Origin of the sequence: Brevibacterium zhoupengii (assembly GCF_021117425.1) — a bacterium.
Lineage (GTDB): Bacteria > Actinomycetota > Actinomycetes > Actinomycetales > Brevibacteriaceae > Brevibacterium > Brevibacterium zhoupengii.
On the sequence record NZ_CP088298.1, the window covers coordinates 1,321,535 to 1,337,125 of the forward strand.

At 61.9% G+C, this 15,591-nt stretch carries 16 protein-coding genes, 3 tRNA genes and 1 pseudogene; 10 read left to right on the plus strand and 10 right to left on the minus strand.

The genetic code is table 11. The features are described from left to right. The first annotated feature begins 1 nt into the window (after position 1). Entirely contained in the window at positions 2-1,075 is a 1,074-nt protein-coding gene (locus tag LQ788_RS05950; protein ID WP_231445889.1) for a permease, read from the plus strand. A gap of 52 nt (positions 1,076-1,127) precedes the next feature. Here the strand turns inward: LQ788_RS05950 and LQ788_RS05955 are convergent, their stop codons facing one another. The 5 genes from LQ788_RS05955 to rarD (LQ788_RS05975) form a co-directional block, all read right to left on the minus strand. Next, on the minus strand, positions 1,128-1,871 hold the full coding sequence (locus LQ788_RS05955) for a hypothetical protein (RefSeq protein ID WP_231445891.1): 744 nt from the start codon (positions 1,869-1,871) through the stop codon (positions 1,128-1,130). Beyond that, positions 1,868-2,794 carry an ABC transporter ATP-binding protein gene (locus tag LQ788_RS05960; protein ID WP_231445893.1) on the minus strand — a complete coding sequence of 309 codons (927 nt, stop codon included), beginning with the start codon at positions 2,792-2,794 and terminating at the stop codon, positions 1,868-1,870. The genes LQ788_RS05955 and LQ788_RS05960 overlap by 4 nt, the downstream gene beginning before the upstream one ends. A 2-nt stretch (positions 2,795-2,796) precedes the next feature. Then, on the minus strand, positions 2,797-3,198 hold the full coding sequence (locus LQ788_RS05965; protein ID WP_231445894.1) for a GntR family transcriptional regulator: 402 nt from the start codon (positions 3,196-3,198) through the stop codon (positions 2,797-2,799). A gap of 88 nt (positions 3,199-3,286) precedes the next feature. Beyond that, on the minus strand, positions 3,287-4,201 hold the full coding sequence (rarD, locus tag LQ788_RS05970) for an EamA family transporter RarD (protein WP_231445896.1): 915 nt from the start codon (positions 4,199-4,201) through the stop codon (positions 3,287-3,289). Between the two features lie 52 nt (positions 4,202-4,253). Further along, on the minus strand, positions 4,254-5,174 hold the full coding sequence (rarD, locus tag LQ788_RS05975; protein WP_231445897.1) for an EamA family transporter RarD: 921 nt from the start codon (positions 5,172-5,174) through the stop codon (positions 4,254-4,256). Between the two features lie 151 nt (positions 5,175-5,325). On the opposite strand from rarD (LQ788_RS05975), the gene LQ788_RS05980 reads away from it, so the two are divergent. From LQ788_RS05980 to LQ788_RS19920, 3 genes and pseudogenes are all read left to right on the plus strand, one after another. Further along, complete coding sequence (locus LQ788_RS05980) at positions 5,326-6,744, plus strand: FAD-dependent oxidoreductase (RefSeq protein ID WP_231445898.1); 1,419 nt, start codon at positions 5,326-5,328, stop codon at positions 6,742-6,744. Between the two features lie 137 nt (positions 6,745-6,881). Next, positions 6,882-7,796 (plus strand): GTP pyrophosphokinase, encoded by a 915-nt coding sequence (locus LQ788_RS05985; protein WP_231445899.1) that lies wholly within the window; start codon positions 6,882-6,884, stop codon positions 7,794-7,796. Continuing rightward, positions 7,726-8,001 (plus strand): annotated as a pseudogene (locus tag LQ788_RS19920) (hypothetical protein); the annotation flags it as partial. The gene LQ788_RS05985 and the pseudogene LQ788_RS19920, both read left to right, overlap by 71 nt. A gap of 173 nt (positions 8,002-8,174) precedes the next feature. Here LQ788_RS19920 and LQ788_RS05990 read toward each other — a convergent pair. Together LQ788_RS05990 and LQ788_RS05995 are read right to left on the minus strand one after the other, a co-directional pair. Beyond that, a complete protein-coding gene (locus tag LQ788_RS05990; protein ID WP_231445900.1) occupies positions 8,175-9,578 on the minus strand; it encodes a uroporphyrinogen decarboxylase/cobalamine-independent methonine synthase family protein in 1,404 nt (467 codons plus the stop codon). A 188-nt stretch (positions 9,579-9,766) separates the two neighbouring features. Continuing rightward, positions 9,767-10,258 (minus strand): YajQ family cyclic di-GMP-binding protein, encoded by a 492-nt coding sequence (locus LQ788_RS05995; RefSeq protein ID WP_231445901.1) that lies wholly within the window; start codon positions 10,256-10,258, stop codon positions 9,767-9,769. 145 nt (positions 10,259-10,403) lie between these two features. On the opposite strand from LQ788_RS05995, the gene LQ788_RS06000 reads away from it, so the two are divergent. After that, a tRNA-Tyr gene (locus LQ788_RS06000) sits at positions 10,404-10,485 on the plus strand. Positions 10,486-10,609: 124 nt separating this feature from the next. After that, on the plus strand, positions 10,610-11,128 hold the full coding sequence (locus LQ788_RS06005) for a DnaJ family domain-containing protein (RefSeq protein WP_231445902.1): 519 nt from the start codon (positions 10,610-10,612) through the stop codon (positions 11,126-11,128). Here the strand turns inward: LQ788_RS06005 and LQ788_RS06010 are convergent. Then, positions 11,125-12,330 carry a M20 metallopeptidase family protein gene (locus tag LQ788_RS06010; protein ID WP_231445904.1) on the minus strand — a complete coding sequence of 402 codons (1,206 nt, stop codon included), beginning with the start codon at positions 12,328-12,330 and terminating at the stop codon, positions 11,125-11,127. The genes LQ788_RS06005 and LQ788_RS06010 overlap by 4 nt on opposite strands. Further along, the gene (locus LQ788_RS06015) at positions 12,327-13,499 is read right to left on the minus strand and encodes a hypothetical protein (RefSeq protein WP_231445905.1); all 1,173 of its coding nucleotides are present in this window, start codon (positions 13,497-13,499) and stop codon (positions 12,327-12,329) included. Before LQ788_RS06015 ends, LQ788_RS06010 begins: the two co-directional genes overlap by 4 nt. Before the next feature lie 244 nt (positions 13,500-13,743). Between LQ788_RS06015 and LQ788_RS06020 the strand changes: the two genes are divergently transcribed. The 3 genes from LQ788_RS06020 (at position 13,744) to LQ788_RS06030 (ending at position 14,795) form a co-directional block, all read left to right on the plus strand. Next, a complete protein-coding gene (locus tag LQ788_RS06020) occupies positions 13,744-14,544 on the plus strand; it encodes a glycerophosphodiester phosphodiesterase (protein WP_231445906.1) in 801 nt (266 codons plus the stop codon). Positions 14,545-14,622: 78 nt separating this feature from the next. Then, positions 14,623-14,695, plus strand: a tRNA-Thr gene (locus LQ788_RS06025). A gap of 26 nt (positions 14,696-14,721) precedes the next feature. Beyond that, positions 14,722-14,795, plus strand: a tRNA-Met gene (locus LQ788_RS06030). Here LQ788_RS06030 and LQ788_RS19925 read toward each other — a convergent pair. Beyond that, a complete protein-coding gene (locus tag LQ788_RS19925; protein ID WP_394801336.1) occupies positions 14,755-15,081 on the minus strand; it encodes a helix-turn-helix domain-containing protein in 327 nt (108 codons plus the stop codon). The genes LQ788_RS06030 and LQ788_RS19925 overlap by 41 nt on opposite strands. Before the next feature lie 146 nt (positions 15,082-15,227). On the opposite strand from LQ788_RS19925, the gene LQ788_RS06035 reads away from it, so the two are divergent. Continuing rightward, positions 15,228-15,455: a helix-turn-helix domain-containing protein gene (locus tag LQ788_RS06035; RefSeq protein WP_231445907.1), complete on the plus strand. Its 228-nt coding sequence runs from the start codon at positions 15,228-15,230 to the stop codon at positions 15,453-15,455. The last annotated feature ends 136 nt before the right edge of the window (positions 15,456-15,591 follow it).

The following is a 15,591-nucleotide window of genomic DNA, read 5'->3' on the forward strand; positions in this document are numbered from 1 at the left end:
CATGTCGGATACGGTTCGGGCGCAGCCGCTTGACGCCGAGCTCCGGCGACGTCTGACTCCGGTCGATTGGGTCGGTCTGGGCATCCTCGTACTCGTCCTCGTAGTGGGGCTGAGCTGGTCGAAGTGGATGCCCTATTGGGACAAGGCCTGGACGCTGAGCCAGACGTCGGTCTGGGACGGCAGTCCGCTCTTCGAAGCTGCGGGGGAGACGTTCTCCCTGGCTGGAGCCTGGGACTTCACCCTCGTGTACTTCATTGCCGTGTGGAAAGCACTGCTCGTGGCACTCGTGGTGGCTGCGGCCATCGACGCACTGGTGCCGCGCGATTGGCTGCGGCGCGTGATGAATCGTCGGAGTCACACCAGCCAGTCACTCGTCGGCGCGGCGATGTCGCTGCCGTCCATGATGTGCACCTGCTGTGCGGCTCCGGTGACTGCTGGCCTACGTGGTTCTGGGGTCAGGCGCAGCGCTGCCTTGGCCTACTGGGTGGGCAATCCGCTGCTCAACCCCGCTGTTCTGATCTTCCTCGCGCTCATTCTGCCCTGGGAGTACGTCCTCACCCGGCTCGTGGTTGGACTCCTCATCGTCGTCGGAGCCAGTGCCCTCATCGGCCGTTGGATCAAGGGGCGCGCCGAGGCGGTCCCTGAGCCGAGTGCCGAACCGACCCAGTTCTCCGCCCTTCCCGTCCGCTACCTCCGGTCGCTGTCGAAGTTCACCCTCATCCTCGTGCCCGAGCACCTGGCCCTTGTCTTCATCGTCGGTCTCATCAGTCCGTGGCTCTCGGGCGTCTACGGGCTCGAAGCGCAGGTGGGCGGCTTCGCGGTGCTCATCGCCGCACTCGTGGGCACACTTCTGGTGATCCCGACCGGCGGCGAGATACCGATCATCCTTGCGCTCTCAGCGGTCGGAGTGGGCGCGGGCATCACCGGCGCATTGCTGATCGTGCTTCCGGCACTGAGCATTCCCTCGATGGTCATGGTCGGCAAGTCCCTTGGCTGGCGCACCACCACCGCCATGGGTACCGCGGTGGCTTTCGGCGGAGTGCTCTCCGGCGTAGTGCTCGTGCTCGTGAGCTGATGTCAGATCGGCCAGACTGCCAGACAGCCAGACAGCCAGATCGGCCCGACTGTCAGACGGTCAGACGTCGGAGCGTGAGAAACGAACCGGCGGCGAACACGACGCAGATTCCCAGAGCCCAGAGCGTCAGTCCCACGCTCTTCGTCTCGACGAACCACATCCAGACCTCAGGCCAGGCACTGTTGAGGCTGACGAGCGCAGCACCGCCGAGCAGGACGAGGGCGATGGCGATCAGTGACGTGGTGAGGATGAGAGCACCGAAGCGTTTGAGCACGATGGCGAACCAGAATCCCAGGATGAACGTGAGCATGGTGAGGGCGAAGTAGGTCAGCCCGGCTGCGAACGGCCCGTCTTCCCATACCCAGGGGAGATAGGCGAAGTAGCCGTTGATGCCGTAGCCGTCTGTCACCTGTTCGAGGAGTCCGAGGAACACGAAGACGGCCGATATCGCCACGGCGCTGATGCCTGCCGCGGTCAGCGATCCGAGGTAGAACTCGCGTCGGGTGAGGCTCATGGCCTGGGAGAAGTAGAAGGTCAGATTCATCGCCTGGGCTCCGACTACGGCGAAATACCACAGCGGGGCCTGCGATCCACCGCTGTACATCGGTCCGTCGACTCCGGAGGCGGAGATGATCCAGTGGACGAGCAGCGTGACCAGCCAGGCTCCGCCGAGCACAAGGGCAGGCACCCAGATGAAGGTCTGCGTATTGATGAACTGGAGCCTGACGACTCCGAGTGTTCGGCTCTTCGGGCGGGCTGAGGTCTGAGCGTCGATGGTTTCTGCTGTCGCGGTCATGTCTGAAAACTCCTGACGTCCGTTGCGGTGAGCTCGGTGGAGTTCGTGGGTTCGGCGCCTGCCTGTGTGGTCCGGACGACCATCTGTTGGAGAGACACCGGAGTGAGGTCCAGGTTCGTCTGTGTGATGAACTCGCGATCGGTGTCGGAGAGGCGTCCGAGGAATGTCACAGAGGACACGCGGCCCAATGCCTCGCGGTGGATGACCTCTCTCCCAGCGATGAGCCGCTGAACGGATTCAGCGTCTCCGACGACGTTGATCGCCCGGGAGCGGGCCTCCTCCGTGGATTCGTTCATGATGATCTCGCCGCCGTCGATGACTATGACGTTCTCGATGAGGTCTGCCACTTCATCGATGAGGTGGCTGGAGAGCACGATCGTGCGTGGGCACTCGGTGTAGTCGGCGATGAGGTGGTCGTAGAACATCTGTCGAGCTACGGCATCGAACCCGAGATAGGGTTCGTCGAAGAATGTGACCTCGGCTCGGGAGGCCAAGCCGATGATGACGCCGATCGCTGACTGCTGTCCTCGGGAGAGCTTCTTGATCGGGGTCTTCAACGGCAACGCGAAGTCGGCGATGAGCTCTTCGGCGAAGGCTTGGTCCCAACGAGGGAAGAAGAGGCGAGCCGTTGCGAGCGCGTGCTTCGCTGTCGCGTCGTCGGGGTACTTCTGGCTCTCTCGGACGAAGCACATGCGATTGAGAACTCGGGAGTTCTCGTAGGGATTCTCGCCGAAGATCTCTACTTCACCGCTGGTGGCGAAGTTCTGTGCTGTGAGGATCGACATCAACGTCGTCTTGCCGGCACCGTTGCGGCCCAGCAGGCCGTAGATCGAGTCCTGTTCGATCGACAGGCTCACATTGTTGAGGGCAGTGGTCTGCTTGTACGTCTTCGTAAGGTTGCGCACATCGATGACGGTGGTCATCTTCACCCCTTCGTGGTGGTTGGGTCCAGGCTGTGGGCAACGCCGAGTTCGTCGGAGCGTTCGGCGATGAGTGTGATGACGTCATCGCGGCTGAGCCCGAGCCTGGTCGCTTCGGACAGGAGCGGCGCGATGAAGTTGTCGGAGAAGGTGGTCCTGTATTCGGTGATGAGCAATGTTCGAGCTCCTTCCTTGACGAACATCCCGATGCCGCGTCGCTTCTCAAGGACACCTTTGGCAACGAGTCTGTTGACTCCCTTGGCTGCGGTAGCGGGGTTGATCGAATAGAAACTTGAGAGTTCGTTCGTCGATGGCGCACGAGACATTTCGGGCAGGGTGCCATTGATGATCGAATCTTCGACCTGTTCGGCGATCTGTGCGAACAGCGGTTTGGCTTCGTCGATCACGTCTGCTCCATCTGTGTTGGTTAGTTACTCAACTAACTAACCATGGAACCAGGTGTGGCGTCAAGAGATATCTTTCCTACGAGAGTGGTTAGAGCCTGCGGTGACTCTGGCGGATCAGATCGATGCAGAGCAGCAGAACGGCGATCCAGATCACGAAGAAGCCGATCCACCGCGTCGTCGACATCGACTCTCCGAGAATGTAGACACCGGTGATGAACTGCATCGTCGGAGTGATGTACTGCAGCATGCCTACCCACGAGAGGGGAATCCTCCGGGCGGCCGCACTGAATAGGATGAGCGGAATAGCCGTCGCCGGGCCCGTGATGAGGATGATGATGACATGACCGGCGCCGAAGCCGGTGAAGGTCGAGAGCCCCATGACCCCGAGAATCAGCAGGTAGACGGCGCTGGGAATGGTCAACACAGCAGACTCGATCGTCATTCCCTCCAGGGCACCGACTTGATTGCCGACCTTATTCTTCACCAGGCCATAGAGCCCGAAGGAGATTGCCACAGTGAACGAGAGGTACGGCATTCGGCCGAGTCCGAGACCGACGATGATGACGGCGATGAGTCCGAATCCGGCCGCCGTCCACTGCAGGGGCCGCAGCTTCTCGCCGAGGAAGATGACGCCCAAGCCGATGGAGATGAGCGGGTTGAGATAGTAGCCCAGCGACACCTCGACGAGGTGGCCGGTTTCGACTCCGTAGATGAACGCCGTCCAGTTGATGGCGATGAGCACGGCAGCCAAAGTCAGCATCCAGAAGGTGCGACCGGACCTGATGACCTGCCAGGTGCGTGCGAAGCCACCGGTGAAGACCAGGAGGATGGCGCAGAAGAGCAGAGACCAGACGACCCGATGTGAGACGAGCTCCAGTGCACCCGTAGGCGCCGCTGCGGCGAACAGCAGAGGGATGAGTCCCCACAGCAGGTAGGCGGAGAGGCCGTTGATCAGACCGGCACGGCGGAAGGCGTTCTCATCGGGGGCTGAATTTGCGATCACACACAGAGTCTAGTGAGCCGCAGCAATCTGCCAGACCACGGGTGTCGTGGACTCAGCCCAGGGACGGTCGTCGTCGGCTCTGGCGGACCATGTCCGTGCACAGCAGGATGACGGCGATCCAGATGATGAGGAACCCGATCCACCTCGTCGTTGACATCGCCTCACCGAAGAGCGCGACGCCGAGGATGAACTGCATCGTCGGGGCAATGTACTGCAGCATTCCCACCCAGGACAGAGGGATTCGCCTGGCGGCCGCGCCGAAGAGAATGAGCGGAATCGCAGTCAGCGGTCCTGTGGCCAGGAGCAGGACGACGTGCCAGGGCCCGAAGCCGATGAATGTGCCCTCGCCCTGCGCGGCGAGGTAGGCGAGGAAGGCCAGGCTGGGAATGGTGAGCACGGCGGTCTCGACGGTCATGCCTTCGAGGGCACCGACCTTCCCACCGACCTTGTTCTTCACCAGGCCGTAGAGACCGAAGGAGACGGCCACGGTGAGCGCCAGGTAGGGAAAACGTCCAATCCCGAGGCCGACAACGATGACGGCGACCGCGCCGAATCCGACCGCGGCCCACTGCAGCGGGCGCAGCTTCTCCTTGAGGAAGATGACACCGAGTCCGATTGAGATGAGCGGATTGAGGTAGTAGCCCAGAGAGATCTCGACGAGGCGGCCAGTTTCGATGCCGTAGACGTAGGTCGTCCAGTTCACGGCGATGAGCACGGATGCCAGGGCCAGCAGCCAGAAGGTCCTTCCTGAGCGCATCACCAGCCAGGTGCGGACAAAGCCCTTCGCGAAGTACAGGAGAATGGCGCAGAAGATCAGTGACCAGATGATCCGATGGGCGACGATTTCGAGCGCGCCCGTCGGTGCCGCGGCGGCGAAGAGCAGGGGGATCAGGCCCCAGATGATGTAGGCGGCGGTACCGTATCCCAGTCCGACGCGTCGGAAGGCGGATTCTTCAGGTGCAGGAGCGTTCACAGGCTGAGTCTAGGCAACTCACAGGAGGCTGGCGATTGCGACTGCTGCCTGAGATGCGGCCGAGAGTCGGGATGCGAGTTTCGTCACGTGTTTGTTAGGAGGTCCTTCATTGCCGATACAATCGGAGATGACTTACTAGAGAGGTGTGAGAATGACGCGTCCCTTCCGTGTGGCTATTGTGGGTGCCGGTCCTGCCGGGATCTATGCGGCCGATCTGCTGACCAAGGCTGAGCGTGACTTCGAGGTCAGCATTGACCTCTTCGAACGCTTGCCGACTCCGTTCGGACTTGTCCGTTACGGTGTGGCTCCGGATCATCCGCGGATCAAGGGCATCATCAACGCTCTCATCAAGGTCCTCGACCGAGGTGATATTCGTCTGTTCTCCAACGTCGAGTACGGTGTCGACATCAAGCTGGAAGAGCTGACAGACCGCTACGACGCGGTGATCTTCTCCACCGGTTGCTTCATCGATGCCTCGCTGAGTCTGCCCGGAGTCGATCTCCCCGGCTCCTATGGTGCTGCTGATTTCGTCAATTGGTACGACTCGCATCCTGATGTGGCCCAGACGTGGCCCCTCGATGCCGAGAAAGTCGCGGTCATCGGCAACGGCAACGTAGCACTCGATGTCGCCCGCGTGTTGGCCAAACAGGCCGATGATATGCACACGACCGAGATTCCCGACCACGTCTACGAGGGTCTGAAATCCTCGAAGGTCACTGACGTTCACGTGTTCGGTCGGCGGGGCCCGGCTCAGGCGAAGTTCACGCCTCTTGAGCTGCGTGAACTGGGGCATGTCAAGGACGTTGACATCATCGTCTACCCCGAAGACTACGAGTTCGACGACGGGTCGCTGGAAGCGATCGAGTCGAACAACCAGACCAAGCAGGTCGCGAAGACACTGACCGACTTCACCATGCGTGAGCCCGTCGGAGCTAAGCGTCGTCTGCACCTGCACTTCCTTCATTCCCCGGTGGCCATCCTCGGCGAGGACGCAGTCACAGGGCTGCGCACGGAGCGGATGGAACTCGACGGCAAGGGCGGGGCAGTCGGCACCGGCACCTTCCATGATTGGGAGATCGACGCAGTGTACCGAGCCATCGGGTATGCGGGCACGGCGCTTCCGCAGCTGCCGTTCGACTCGGGCAAGGGAGTCATCCCGAACCATGAGGGCCGCGTCGTCGATGCTGAAGAGCAGGCAGTCTCTGCCGATGCAGATGTGGTTCAAGGCGTGTACACGACAGGCTGGATCAAGCGCGGCCCCGTCGGCCTGATCGGCCACACCAAGGGTGACGCTTTGGAGACGATCGGCCACATCCTCGATGACCGCGCCGCTGGCGTGCTGACAGAGCCCGTGTACTCGGATGACTCTGCGATCGTCGAACTGCTCGAGTCCAAGGGTGTCGACTACGTGGATTGGGAAGGCTACCACCGTGTGGAGTCTGCTGAGAAGGCTCTCGGCGAGGCCGAAGGCCGTGAGCGCGTGAAGATCGCGACCCGCGAAGGCATGCTGGCCGAGGCCCGCAGCCACCTGCAGGCGGAAGCAGCCAGTCAGCCAGCGTCCGGACACTGATTCCGACGAACTCCGGTTCCGAAGAACTCTGAGTCCGACAAATACTCGGCACAGAAATCTACGAGCGCGTCACCGTAACGGTGGCGCGCTCGTGGTTTGATGGGAGCAATGACGATCCCTGTGACAGAGGAGGAACGGTGAGCGCAGATTCGGCGATGAGGGAAGTGGTCTCGCAGGCCTATGCGCAGCGCCGCGACGCCTGGGAATCTGCCGCCGTGCGGATCAAGCGCTGGCTCAAGCAGCAGCAGAAGGGTCTGCTGAAGAACAAGGACATCTCGCGCCTTGACGTCGACGGGCATCGCATCAAAGATCCGGCCCGCACCTTGGCGAAGCTCGTGGAGAAGGCCGCCGATGATCCCGATCTTCATATCTCGACGCCCCAGGACGTGGAGAATCACATTCGCGACATCGTCGGGGTAAAGGTGCTGTGCAAATCACCGCGAGACCAGAAGATGATGTTCGACTCTCTGACGGATCCTGAGCAGCTCGGCGCTTTTGCCCTCATCGAGCAGAAGAACTACGTCGACCCGCCTAAACCCAGCGGCTACCGGGCCTGCCACGTGACGCTGCAGATCCCTTCCGATCAGGGGGAGCCGGTCTTCGCTGAGATCCAGGTGAAGACCCGGCTGCAGGACGCCTGGGGCGAACTGACCCACGAAGACATGTACAAACCCGGCGCGGCGATGAAGCCCAGTGAGCTGCACGGTGAGTTTGCCCGCGCAATGGCGAACATGCTCGCCACAGTCGATGATATGGCCGACACCCTTGCCGTTGAGCTCTCCGCACTGACGAACCCAGATCTTGATACCACCGTCCCACCAGCTGCCGATGACACGATCGAGGTCAAGGTGAGGGCGACAGGACCGAAATATGCTCTGGCGGTCGACGGCGACGGCCGCCAAGGTCTCATCCCCGCATTCGCCGTGCGCAAACTCAGCGACTCCAAAGGCACGATCAAGGTCAATGACTTCATCAGTGTCGATGACCGTCTGCGAGCCACCGTCGAAGAGGACTCGAAGGGTCTCTACTACATACCGATGGCATTGCCCTGAGGTTCAGCCGAGGCATCAGACTATTTCTGGAGCGCCTGCTCCAGAATCAATTGTGGAGCAGACGCTCTACAATGTAAGGGTGGAAGCGAATAGCCGCGGCCGGCCTCCCGAGTTCGATCGAGCCCGGGCAGTACTCGAGGCCGCACGATTGTTCTGGCGCCTGGGTTACAGCGGAACGTCGACCCGGGACCTGAGCTCGGCGATCGGAATCTCGACCTCGAGCCTCTACTCGGCATTCGGAAGCAAGGCCGGACTGTTCGGCGAATCCGTTCGGGTCTACGCCCGTCGGTACACGGACCTGTACGAAAAGGCCCTCGCCGCGCAGTCCATCAGAACCGTCGTCGATGAGCTGCTGAGGTCCTCAGTCATCGAGTTCACTCAGCCGCCGGACTCACACCCCGGCTGTCTCATCACCAGCGCAGCAATGTCAGAGGTTCCGGCGACGCGAAAGGCGCGCGGAGACATCACCACCATGCTGACGAAGAACGAACGGCTCCTCCGCGCCCGCGTCACCACGGCGATCGACGAGGGGGAGATCCTGGCGGAACCGACGCTGATGCCGTCGCCGGCTTTGTGCAGGCGAACTGGCATGGCCTGGCCGCCCAGGCCAAACACGGTGTGAGGCGCAACGAGCTGCTGCGGGTCGCTGACTTCGCGCAGAGGGCCATGTGGTCGACTTACTCGAGATGAGCCCCGTGCCGTACCGGCGGTCCACTTGGTCATCGCGGTGGCCAGGGCCTTCACCTCGGAGACCTTCGCCTCAGCAGCCGGCCTATCGGATTCGGCTGATACCGCGTGGGGAATACACGGCACCGACGTCGAGGTGGAAGCGCTGAGCGACTCTCGACCAAGGCCCTGCAGGACTGACAGGCTGGTCGGCAGGTCGTCGGCCAGAGCGCTGCCACTGTCGATGACACCGGCGACGAGGTGGACCGACGCCGGAGTCTCAGCGGCAATGCGGCCGATCGAGTCCGGATCGATCGCGCGGGTAGCCGCGGAGACATCCACACCAAGGGCATCGATGCCCGAATGTGCCAGCGCGGACAACCCGCCTCGCAGGCTTCCGTGTGGAGCGGTGACGAAGATCTGCGGGCGCGTGTTCGCCCTGCTCAGGGTGGCATAGGCACGGGAGGTCGCCTCGGCGAGCTCGGTGTCGGAGTGCTTGTCGACATCGGTCGTAAGGGCAGGTTCGTCCAACTGGACCCAGTCGACCCCGGCCGCAGCAAGAATGCTGATGACGTCGACGTAGGCGGTGGTGAGTTCGTCGAGCCGCTCGAACGCCGAGGTGCTTGTGCCTGGGCTCGTCTTCGCCAGTGCCAGCAGGGTCACGGGACCGATGAGCACAGGTCGGATCGTGTGACCGGCGGCTCGGGCCTCCGATACGAGTGAGAGCAGATACTGGGGGCGGGCCCTGAACTGAGTGGAACAACCCGCGAGCTCCGGCACCAAGGGCGCCTGGTTGCCCATGCCCCGAGCCGCAGCGAAGTACTCCTCGACGTCGAAGTCGGTGCCGGTCGGCTCTGATGCGACGAGCCCGACGCTCAGAGCGGTGTCGAGGACATGGTCGTAGTGGGTGTACGAGGCGGGGATCGAATAGTTCTCGTCCAAGCCAAGTTCTCGCAGACGACTGTAGGTGTTCAGCCGCAGGGAGCGCATGGAGTGTGAGAACGTCTCCGCACCGATGCGGCCCGCCCACAAGTCCTCACGGGCCTTCGTCTGCTCGCAGTTCGGGCCGTTGTACGGATAGCCGGAGATGGTGGCTGTGGGAAATGTGCTGAGCATGCCGCCATCCTTCTGCCACGATGAGGACGGCGGCGGTGTCGGTGACCATCGCTGTCACCTGCCGTCATGACCAGGTCGCACAGCGACTCAAACAGTCAGGCAGCGACTTACTGCGTCATGACGGCAGAAGCGACGAGTCAACGACAGCGACGGGACAACGACCGCGAGGGCTCAGCGACAGCGACGACTCAGCGGTAGTTGACGAACTGCAGGTCGAGATCGAGGTCCTTGCCTTTGAGCAGGGAGATGACCTCCTGCAGGTCATCGCGCTTCTTCGAGCTCACGCGCAGCTCCTCACCCTGGATCTGCGCCTTCACGCCCTTGGGGCCCTCGTCGCGGATGTACTTCGAAATCTTCTTCGCATTGTCCTTGTCGATGCCTTCCTTGAGGCTCGCATCGATGCGGTACTCCTTGCCCGAAGGGTACGGTTCGCCGTCGTCGAGGGACTTCAGGGAGATGCCGCGCTTGACCAGCTTCGACTGGAAGACGTCGAGGATCGCCTTCACACGGTCCTCGCTGACGGCCTTCATCTGAATCGCTTCACCGGTCCACGCGATCGAGGCGTCGGTGCCGCGGAAGTCGTAGCGGGAGTTGATCTCTTTGGCCGCCTGATTCAAGGCATTGTCGGCTTCCTGCCGATCGACCTTGCTGACGACGTCGAATGAGGATTCGCTGGCCATGAATGCTCCTTGTGTGGTGAGAAGATGGACGAGTATCTGGTCACCGAGTGTAGTCGAGACGCACAATTGTGACCTGCGTCTATCGAGTTGGCGAATGCGGGTGTGGGCTTGTAGTATTTTCACGTGCTCATCGAGCACGCACTGCGGCAGATTGCCCGAGCGGCCAAAGGGAGCTGACTGTAAATCAGCCGGCATTGCCTTCGAAGGTTCGAATCCTTCATCTGCCACGCAGACTGAAGAAGCCCTGTGATCATCACCTGATCACGGGGCTTCTTCGCATTCACCCCATTGCGCACCCTCATCAACCTCTATAGCGTGGAGGGACGTGGCTAGGACAATGGAGGCACCGCCATGACTGATGATGAGGCTCCTCGCCGGATCAGCTCGCTCGAAGATCGGAACGCGATCGTCGAATCGGCGCTTGACAAGGCCATCAGACGTGGTGACTTCGATGATCTTCCCGGTCTGGGCAAACCTCTGACCGGTCTCCACAGCTCCCAGGATCCTGATTGGTGGATCAAACAGAAGATGGACAGCGAAGACATGAGCGGCGTCGCCCCGGCCGCCTTCCAGCTGCGCAAGGAGAACGCGGTCCTCGAGGACACCCTCGATGCGTTCTCGAAGGAGGCCGACGTCCGCGCCTATCTCGCCGGCTTCAACGATCGAGTCCGGGCCGCCATCATGGACCTGCGCGAGGGCCCACCCGTCTTCACCCCGCCCCGGAAGGTCGAGGCCGATGTCGCGGCCTGGCATCAGCGCCGAAGCGCGAAGGCTGCACAAGCGACGAACCCGCCCCCAACCCCGACGGATGGTCGGGACCAGGAGCGGGAACAGCCGCCTCGGCGATGGTGGCAGCGGAAGCGGAGCTAGCGGATGGTGCGCAGGCGTTCGAGGGCCAGATGGGCAAGCAGTGCCGCCTGATCGCCGAGCACGGAGTCGTCGAAGACGACGAAGGGGGAGTGGTTGTCCCCCTGCCGCTCCTCGGACACGTCCGTGCGTTTGGCGCCGAGCATCATATACGTTCCGGGCACCTCGTGCAGGACGAATGAGAAGTCCTCGCTGGGCATGATCGGGTGCGCGGCGACCTCCACCCGATCCTCGCCCAGCAGGCCGCGCACCTGGTCGAGGGTCCACGCGGTCTCAACTTCGTCGTTGACGGTCACGGGGTATTGAACCTGGAAATCCACCTCGGCGGTGCATCCGTGGGCTTCCGCGATGCCCCTGGCCAGCTGCTTCGACTGGGCCCGCACAATGTCCAGTGACTCCTGGGACAGGGTGCGCACGGTGGCACCGAGGCTCGCCGAGGCGGGGATGACGTTGACAGCCTCACCCGCCTGCAGCTGTGTCACGGACAATGCGATCGGGTCGAAGGTGCTGATACGTCGGCTGACCATGTTCTGCAGTGCCGTGACGAGCTCGGCCAGGGCAGGAACCGGATCGATCGCCGCCTGAGGCTGGGAACCGTGACCCCCGCGTCCATGGAGGGTGATGTGGAGGACGTTGGATCCCGCCTGCAGGGTCCCCGCCTTCGTCGAGACGACGCCCTTGGCTCCCATGTGGACGTGGGCACCGTAGGCGGCGATGACCCGAGGTCCCGCCGCATCGAGGACACCCTCCTTGATCATCACCGAGGCGCCGTTGTAGCCCTCCTCGCCGGGCTGGAACATGAAGACGACATCGCCGGTGAGCTCCGCCCGGTGCGCGTGCAGCAGCTCGACGGCGCCCACGAGTCCTGCGGTGTGCAGGTCGTGACCGCAGGCGTGCATGTTCGCATTCGTCGAAGTGAACGGCTCATCGGTCTGCTCATGAATGGGCAGCGCATCCATGTCCCCGCGCAGGAGGACGGCGGGTGCATCCGCGGGTTTCTGTGGATGTGTGCCGCGCAGGACCGCCACCACCGAGGTGGTCTCAACTCCCGTGCTGATCTCCAGATCGAGGCCCTCGAGGGCGGTGAGAACCGCAGCCTGCGTGTGCGGCAGGTCGAGGCCGACCTCAGGGTCGGAATGCAGCCGTCGTCGCAGATCCTGCAGCTGCGGCAGCAGAGCGCTCGCCTCGCTCAGGAGGGCGCTCACAGCATTCCCACGAGGACGCTGGCGATGATGACGGAACCGGAGCTGACCGAGGTGAAGCCGCCGACGAGCATCGGTGGCAGCATCACGTTGAGAAGGGCTTCCTTCTCATCGTCATCGCGTGCGATGGAGCGTGCCACCTCGTTGGTCAGCAGGTAATCGGCTGGGAAGCCGTACATGGCCGTCAGCGCCACCGACATGCCCAGCGGAGCCTTCCACCTCAGCAGCTTCGTGGCGATGTAGCCACCAGCGACGATGCCGATGCCGCCGACGATGAGGATCGAGATGGTGGGCAGGAACGCGTTGATGACGTCCTGCACGGAGGCCGACACCAGCGGGGCCATAACGATCGCGATCACGCCGGCCATGGCGACGCCGAAGGAGTTCGACCGCTCCATCGCCTTGTCGGGCGACAGGCCGATCGCGGTGGCGGCGATACCGAGGATGAGCGCGAGGATCGACGAGGGAATATGTGTTGGGACGGCCAGCAGAGTCGCAATGGAGCCGCCGACGAGGATGAGGAAGAGCATGAACAGCTGATTGTCGACGAGGAACGCCGGCAGTGTGATGAGTTTCTTCTTTGTGGCGGCCTCTGCCTCTCCTTCGTGATGAGCGGCAGCGAGTTCATGGAGCTCTCCGCTGTCGCGCAGGTTCTTGGCGTAACGACGGAGCAGGAAATTCGTCATCGGCATCGAGGGCAGCGACTGCAGCATGAGAACGAGGGCGGGAAGCACGATGATCGCCGAGGCGGCTCCGGACGCTGTCAGGCCCTCAGTTGTGAGGCTGGTGGCGACGATGCCGCCGGCCAGGGGACCGGAGCCTGCCACGGAGGTCTCGAATCCGAAGATGGGTGCGATGATGAGGAAGATGAGGCCGACGGCGACCGCCATCCCGGAGAGTGCGATGACCACTGAGCGCCATTGCTTGAGCATCACTCGGAGTGGAATGAGCGTACCCATGTGGAAGAGCAGCGGTGCCACGAGGATGGTGTAGACCTGGACGAGCATCGAGTCATCGATGACGGTTTCCGGGACGATGCCGATCTTGGCGAAGATGAAGATGCCCAGCATCGCCACGAGGAGACTGGGGACTCGGGCCTTGGACCAGATCGAGACCAATTCGCCGACGGCGATGAAGCCGAGCACGATCGCGGCAGCGTAGATGCCTTCCATAGCGATCCTTTCAAAGGTGGTAGGTGGTGCATGAGTGCGGTCGTCACATCCACGACGGTGAGGATATGAACTAACTCACAGAGAGTACGTTATTGCCTGTTCTGCACCAGCGCCTATGTCTTTCTCAGTATTCAAGATATTGAAAATGCTTCATGGTCGGTCCTGCTGGCTGAGGCATCGGCTGGTGCAGGGCGTCGTGAGAGCGAATTGAGACGAGGACTGGTGCAGGGCATAGGCTGGACGCATGAGCTTTCTGCAGTTCCTGCACGAACGAGGAATCACCGAACGACCCGGATCGTCCAAGCGCCCCCTGGTGATCGCCCACCGCGGCTATTCCGCGGTGGCCCCGGAGAACAGCCTCGCCGCGGTGGACGCCGCCCGCGCCCTCGGCGTGGACTTCATCGAAGTCGACACCTCGACGAGCGCCGATGGGGTTCCGGTCATCCTCCACGACCCCGACCTCGACAGGACCACGAACCGCAAGGGTCCCGTGGCCAATCTGACGGCGGAGGAGCTGTCTTTCGTCGACGCCGGCTCGTGGATGGGGCCAGGATTCACCGGAGTTCGGATTCCCACGCTGGCAGCTGTCATGCGAGACATCCAGCACCGAGGTGGGGAGCTTCTCCTCGAGCTCAAGGGGGAGTGGTCCTCCGGAGCGGTGGCGCGGATCTCAGAGCTCGTCGTCGAGACCGGCACTGCCGATCGGATGGTCGTGCAGTCGTTCAACACCGAGACGCTCGCCGCCTGCAGAGACATGTTGCCGATGGTGTCGCGCTTCCTCCTGCGCATGGTTCCGCGCCCCGAGGACATCGAGACCGCGCGGGCGCTGGGCGCCGTCGCGATCAACCCTTCATACAAGGGATTCTCTATGCGCAGGTCCGTGGTCACCGAGATTCGGGACAACGACCTGGGCGTCTTCGTCTGGACAGCCGATTCCATGAACGAATGGCGCGAACTCCTCGACGCCGAGGTCGATGGCATCATCACCAACCACCCGGGGCGTCTGCAGGGTTTCCTGGCGGGTCGCTTCGACCCAGTGAAGTGAAATTCTGTGATCTGTGAGTGACGTCACTGAACGCCGATTTGCCCTCGCTGCGCGAAGCCGTGTAAATTCTTACCTGTTGCCCCGATAGCTCAGTCGGTAGAGCATCTCCATGGTAAGGAGAAGGTCAAGGGTTCGAATCCCTTTCGGGGCTCTCGTGCCGCTTAAATGCGGCGCTGGGGCGGGGTAGCTCAGCTGGTTAGAGCGCACGACTCATAATCGTGAGGTCGGGAGATCGAGCCTCCCCCCCGCTACGCCTGAAGAACCTCCATCCGCTGGGTGGGGGTTCTTCTCATTCACGATTTCGTTCCCCAGTAACTGGGCCAGTGTGATGTCCATGTAACTGGCGATCGCCAGTAGCTCGTCAATTCGGAATGGAATCTGCCCCCGCAGCCTATTTGAGACATTCTTTTGCGCGAAGCCTAGGAGTTGCGCAATGTCTGCCTGCTTCAACTGTTTCCGAACCATCCAGGCACGCACCTCTAGCCCGATGCTCTCGTTCTCTGAAACTGCAGCTGGTTCCTCAATCTGTAATGTCATAGCTCTACTGTATACGCTCAGCGTTTGTCAGTAAACCGCTGGGCGTATGCGATATGTCGAAAACATAGTCTCGGTCCTTGCATCCGTATACGGTCACAGTATACGGTGAGAGTATGAGGTATTCGAAGCAAGTGAGGGCCAACGTAATGGCCGAGATGGGACGGCGCGAACTGCGTCAGCTGGATGTAGCCGAGATTCTGGAGATTTCGCAGAACAACGTTTCCAAGCGCCTACACGGTGCGGTGGATTGGAAGCTCGGTGAGTTGCTGAAATTGGCCAAGGCCTGGGATATCCCTCTATCGACTCTCTTGGCGGGAGCCGAAGATGATCCGTTTGCGCCGAACGGTGACGTGAAAGCGGTGAAGGCGTCATGAGTACCGAACTCGTCAGTACATTCACTGAAGCCGAAGCTCGTGAGTTTACAGAGGAACTCAAAGCCGATTACGGATCGCTGCAAACAAAGATCATTACTGCGTGGAAGGGTCGAATTTGGCTCGCGCTTGGATACGA

Coding starts and splice junctions, on each gene's coding strand:
- LQ788_RS05950 (WP_231445889.1), top strand. CDS start 2: ATGTCGGATACGGTTCGGGCGCAGCCGCTTGACGCCGAGCTCCGGCGA.
- LQ788_RS05955 (WP_231445891.1), bottom strand. CDS start 1,871: ATGACCGCGACAGCAGAAACCATCGACGCTCAGACCTCAGCCCGCCCG.
- LQ788_RS05960 (WP_231445893.1), bottom strand. CDS start 2,794: ATGACCACCGTCATCGATGTGCGCAACCTTACGAAGACGTACAAGCAG.
- LQ788_RS05980 (WP_231445898.1), top strand. CDS start 5,326: ATGACGCGTCCCTTCCGTGTGGCTATTGTGGGTGCCGGTCCTGCCGGG.
- LQ788_RS05990 (WP_231445900.1), bottom strand. CDS start 9,578: ATGCTCAGCACATTTCCCACAGCCACCATCTCCGGCTATCCGTACAAC.
- LQ788_RS05995 (WP_231445901.1), bottom strand. CDS start 10,258: ATGGCCAGCGAATCCTCATTCGACGTCGTCAGCAAGGTCGATCGGCAG.
- LQ788_RS06005 (WP_231445902.1), top strand. CDS start 10,610: ATGACTGATGATGAGGCTCCTCGCCGGATCAGCTCGCTCGAAGATCGG.
- LQ788_RS06015 (WP_231445905.1), bottom strand. CDS start 13,499: ATGGAAGGCATCTACGCTGCCGCGATCGTGCTCGGCTTCATCGCCGTC.
- LQ788_RS06020 (WP_231445906.1), top strand. CDS start 13,744: ATGAGCTTTCTGCAGTTCCTGCACGAACGAGGAATCACCGAACGACCC.
- LQ788_RS19925 (WP_394801336.1), bottom strand. CDS start 15,081: ATGACATTACAGATTGAGGAACCAGCTGCAGTTTCAGAGAACGAGAGC.
- LQ788_RS06035 (WP_231445907.1), top strand. CDS start 15,228: ATGGCCGAGATGGGACGGCGCGAACTGCGTCAGCTGGATGTAGCCGAG.